This is a genomic window from Ferrovibrio sp. (assembly GCF_017994015.1).
Classification (GTDB): Bacteria; Pseudomonadota; Alphaproteobacteria; order Ferrovibrionales; family Ferrovibrionaceae; genus Ferrovibrio.
In genome coordinates this window covers 1-4,016 of the sequence record NZ_JAGOLP010000112.1, presented here as the reverse complement: position 1 = coordinate 4,016, position 4,016 = coordinate 1, and the positions used below count along the sequence as shown (strand labels likewise).

The following is a 4,016-nucleotide window of genomic DNA, read 5'->3' as shown; positions in this document are numbered from 1 at the left end:
GGCTGGCGCTGTTTGTTTCGGTGCCGGTGAAGAATCGCGGCACCGGCGCTTGGACCTTCTATCTCAGCAAGGCCATCCGCGCGCCCGATGGCACCATTCTGGGCATGGTGCTGACCGGCGTGGAAAGCCGTTATTTTGTCGATGTTTTCCACACTCTGTCAGCCGCCGAGGATGGGGCCGCAGTGTCACTGTTCCGCGAAGATGGCGTGCTGTTGTCGCGAGCGCCCTGGCGTGAGGAGGCGGTGGCGAAATCCTTTGCCCAGCAAACCGCCTTCCGCATTCTAGCTGCTGATCCTGAGGGCCATGCCGAATTGGTGGACAGTTATCGCATGGCCGATCCCGAAGCCTCGGTGGCGCGTTTTGTGGCGCCGCGCCGGGTGAATGGCTTTCCGCTGGTGATCAACCTGACCCAGCCGGTGGAACCATTGTTGCAGGAATGGTGGCATCGCACGCTCGGCACCCTGTGGGTAGTGGTGCCGGCGATCCTGCTGTTTGCGCTGCTCACGGTGGTGGCATCGCGTGCCTTTGCCCAGCGCGAAGGACTGATCGTCAGCCTCACTGAAGCCCGCGAAAAGGCCGAAGTGGCCTCGCGCGCCAAATCCAGTTTCCTGGCCAATATGAGCCATGAAATCCGCACGCCGCTGAACGGCATTCTGGGCATGCTCGGTTTGCTGCGGCAGCGCCCGCTGGATGCAGAGGCCCATCACTTTGTCGATAATGCCGATCTCTCGGCGAGGCATCTGCTGGCCGTGGTCAACGATATCCTCGACCTGTCCAAGCTGGAAGCCGAGATGATGAGCGTTGAGCCGGTGAATTTTGCGCTGGAGGATCTGCTGTCGCAGGTCGCCACGCTGCTCACCGTGCCGGTGGAGACCAATAACAATCTGCTGCATTGGCAGGTGGCGCCGGATGTGCCGCGTTATCTGCTGGCAGATGAAGCCAGGTTGCGGCAGATATTGCTCAATCTGGTGGCCAATGCGGTCAAGTTCACCCGCAATGGCACTATTCGGGTTGAGGTGGAAGCCGAATTGCTGCCGGCGCACAACGATCCGCAGGGTGAAGCGCGGCTGCGTTTCTCGGTGACGGATACCGGCATCGGTATTGCCCGCTCGGTGCAGGCGGCCTTGTTCCAGGATTTCCATCAGGCCGATAGTTCTATTTCGCGGCGCTTTGGCGGCACCGGCCTTGGCTTGTCGATCTGCAAGCGGCTGGTGCGGCTGCTGGGCGGCGAGATCGGTTTCAGCAGCGAGGAGGGGGCCGGTTCGCGCTTCTGGTTCACCTTGCCCTGCCGCATCGGCCAGTCGGTGGAGGCCTTGCTGGATCAGGCCGAAAGCCGCGAACTGGGCAACAGCCGCGCATTGCGTATCCTGGTGGCGGAAGACAATCCGATCAATCAGGAATTGATCGGCTACATGCTGCGCTGGGCCGGGCATCACTGCGATCTGGTGAAGAACGGCATCGAGGCGCTGGCGGCGCTTAATACGGCGCCCTACGATCTGGTGCTGATGGATATCCATATGCCGGAACTGGATGGCGCCGCCGCCTTGCAGCAGATTCGCGCCATGGACGGCCCGCTGCGCCACACCCCGGTAGTCGTGTTGACCGCCAATGCGATGCAGGGCGACCGCGAAAAGTATATGGCGCTTGGCGCCGACGAATATGTGGCCAAGCCGATCGTGGCGGTTGACCTATTCGGCGCCATTGCGCGGGTTGTGGGCCAAGCCCCTGGCAGAGCGGCGGGGCCTCTGGGGGCGGCGGCATATCCCGCCCAGGCTGATGCGCAGGATATGCCGCTGTCAGCCGAGGCCAGCGAAGGGCTGGCCAATGTGCTGGCCCGGCTGGATCAACTGGCGGAAACGAAATAACAAGAGTCCTCTTGCAACTGGTTCGCATTCGCCCTATCTTCGCGGCTGAGAATTATTCTCAGCCCATGATTAGGAACCGGTGCCGTCCAAGATGTATGTCTGCCTGTGCCATGGTTTGACCGAGCGCGATGTGCGTGGTGCGATTGCTGAAGGTTGCCGCTCGGTGGCGGCGGTCTACCGCCATCTGGCTGACCGGCCGCAATGCGGCAAGTGTGTTCCGGATGTGCGCTGCATGGTCCAGCAAAGTCGTTGCGCCCATCATGCCGGCGCTGCTCATGCCATGCCGTTGGCCGCAGCTGCTCAAGCCGAGGCCTGAGAAGGCTTTTTCCTAATAAAAATGCTGATTTTTGCCTGTTGAGCTGCAACTGATTTGCAGCCGCGCCACTATTTGCGCTACTCATTCGCAACCGCATAGTTTCTGGTTGCGTTCTCATTGGGCGCGGCCCATACAAAGCCCCAGGTATTCAAAGCCATGGGGTGTGCCATGAAGGGCGACAAGACGGTACTCAAGCATCTCAACGGGGTGCTGAAGAATGAGCTGACGGCAATCAACCAGTATTTCCTGCATGCCCGCATGTGGAAAAGCTGGGGTTTCGAGAAGCTCGGCCAGCACGAATACAAAGAGTCGATAGAGGAGATGAAGCACGCCGACAAGATCATCGAGCGTGTGCTGCTGCTCGAAGGCGTGCCCAATCTGCAAGATCTCGGCAAGCTCAAGATCGGCGAGACCGTGCCCGAGGGCCTGTCGGCCAATCTTGACCTGGAACGCAAGGGCCGGGTTGATCTGGTGGCCGCCATCGCGCATTGCGAAAGCGTGCAGGATTACGTCAGCCGCGAAATCCTCACCGGTATCCTTGATGATACCGAGGAGCATATCGACCATCTGGAAACCCAGCTCGATCTGATCGAGAAGGTTGGCCTGCAGAATTACTTGCAGAGCCAGATGGGCAGCATCTCTTAAATCTTCTGCACTTGTTTCAGGTCTGCCGCCGCGCCGCCTCGTAGAGGGCGATGGCGGCGGCAGCCGACACATTCAGGCTTTCCACCGCACCGGTCATCGGCAGCTTGGCCAGGAAGTCGCAATGTTCCCGGGTCAGGCGGCGCAAGCCCTCATCCTCGGCCCCCATCACCAGCACCAGCCGCTTCACACCGCTCACCGCCTGGGCCAGCTCACGCTCGGCTTCGCCATCCAGGCCAACGCGCCAGAAGCCATAGCCGGCGAGCAAATCCAGCGCCCGCACCAGATTGGTCACCCGCAGCATCGGCACCACTTCCAGCCCGCCGGAAGCCGCCTTGGCCATCGCGCCGGTGGCTTCCGGTGCGTGGCGGTCGGTAACGATCAGGGCGCGGACACCAAAGGCTGCCGCAGAGCGCAGGATGGCGCCGACATTGCGCGGATCGGTCACTTGATCCAGCGCCAGCACAATTTCGGTTTCAGCGCCATTTGACGGTTGTTGCAGCGATTCGACGCCGGGATCGTCAAGCGGTTCAACCTGCAAGGCCACACCCTGATGCACCGCGCCGGGCGGCAACAGGCTGTCGAGCCGCGCCTTGTCGGCGATTTCCGGCTGTGGCTGGGCCGGTAGCCTGTCGGCCAGCTCGGCCTGCATCTCACGGGTCAGCACCAGCCGGCGGCAATAGCGCTGTGGGTTGGCCAGCGCCGCCAGGCAGGCATGGCTGCCATAAAGCCAGACCGCGCCGCTGCTGCTGCTGCTGGACCGGGCAGAACCGGGGCGCGGGCGGCGCGATTCGGGGGCCGCCCGGGGGGCGGTTTCGCCCGGCCGGCCGGGGGCGCGTTCAGGCTGGAATTTGGCGGTTTGAGGGCGATTTCCGGTGGGATCGCGGCTATCCTGTTGCGATCTTTGCGGATGGCGGGTCGGCTGATGCTTGCGTCGGCTCATGGCGGTCTTTATAATGCGCCGCGATAAAGGCAACAACATTGCCGTTCCGAGCCCAGTGTATCGGGGGGAGAGTGGCGATGCTGAGCCTTTTGTCGCGTTTTTTTGTCGAAGTCGGGCATTGAACGGCTTGTCCTTTGTAACGGGGAACGGCAAAACAAGCGGTGCGGAGAGGTGCCCGAGTGGCTAAAGGGGACGGACTGTAAATCCGTTGGCTTGCGCCTACGCTGGTTCGAATCCAGCCCTCTCCACC

The 4,016-nt window shown here is 61.8% G+C and carries 4 protein-coding genes and 1 tRNA gene; 4 read left to right on the top strand and 1 reads right to left on the bottom strand.

The window, feature by feature from the left end:
* The 3 genes from KBB36_RS20765 to bfr all read left to right on the top strand — a co-directional run.
* On the top strand, nt 1-1,865 hold a 1,865-nt coding region (locus tag KBB36_RS20765; protein ID WP_290985767.1), incomplete at its 5' end, for an ATP-binding protein.
* A gap of 79 nt (nt 1,866-1,944) precedes the next feature.
* On the top strand, nt 1,945-2,181 hold the full coding sequence (locus KBB36_RS20760) for a (2Fe-2S)-binding protein (RefSeq protein ID WP_290985764.1): 237 nt from the start codon (nt 1,945-1,947) through the stop codon (nt 2,179-2,181).
* A 168-nt stretch (nt 2,182-2,349) separates the two neighbouring features.
* Entirely contained in the window at nt 2,350-2,826 is a 477-nt protein-coding gene (bfr, locus tag KBB36_RS20755) for a bacterioferritin (protein WP_290985761.1), read from the top strand.
* Nucleotides 2,827-2,842: 16 nt separating this feature from the next.
* Here bfr and rlmB read toward each other — a convergent pair whose 3' ends face one another.
* Nucleotides 2,843-3,766, bottom strand: a complete 924-nt coding sequence (gene rlmB, locus KBB36_RS20750) for a 23S rRNA (guanosine(2251)-2'-O)-methyltransferase RlmB (protein ID WP_290985760.1) — start codon at nt 3,764-3,766, stop codon at nt 2,843-2,845.
* Nucleotides 3,767-3,931: 165 nt separating this feature from the next.
* On the opposite strand from rlmB, the gene KBB36_RS20745 reads away from it, so the two are divergent.
* Nucleotides 3,932-4,014, top strand: a tRNA-Tyr gene (locus tag KBB36_RS20745).
* The last annotated feature ends 2 nt before the right edge of the window (nt 4,015-4,016 follow it).

Excerpts from the sequence above, each read along its gene's own strand:
- bfr (WP_290985761.1), top strand. The coding sequence starts at position 2,350 with ATGAAGGGCGACAAGACGGTACTCAAGCATCTCAACGGGGTGCTGAAG.
- rlmB (WP_290985760.1), bottom strand. The coding sequence starts at position 3,766 with ATGAGCCGACGCAAGCATCAGCCGACCCGCCATCCGCAAAGATCGCAA.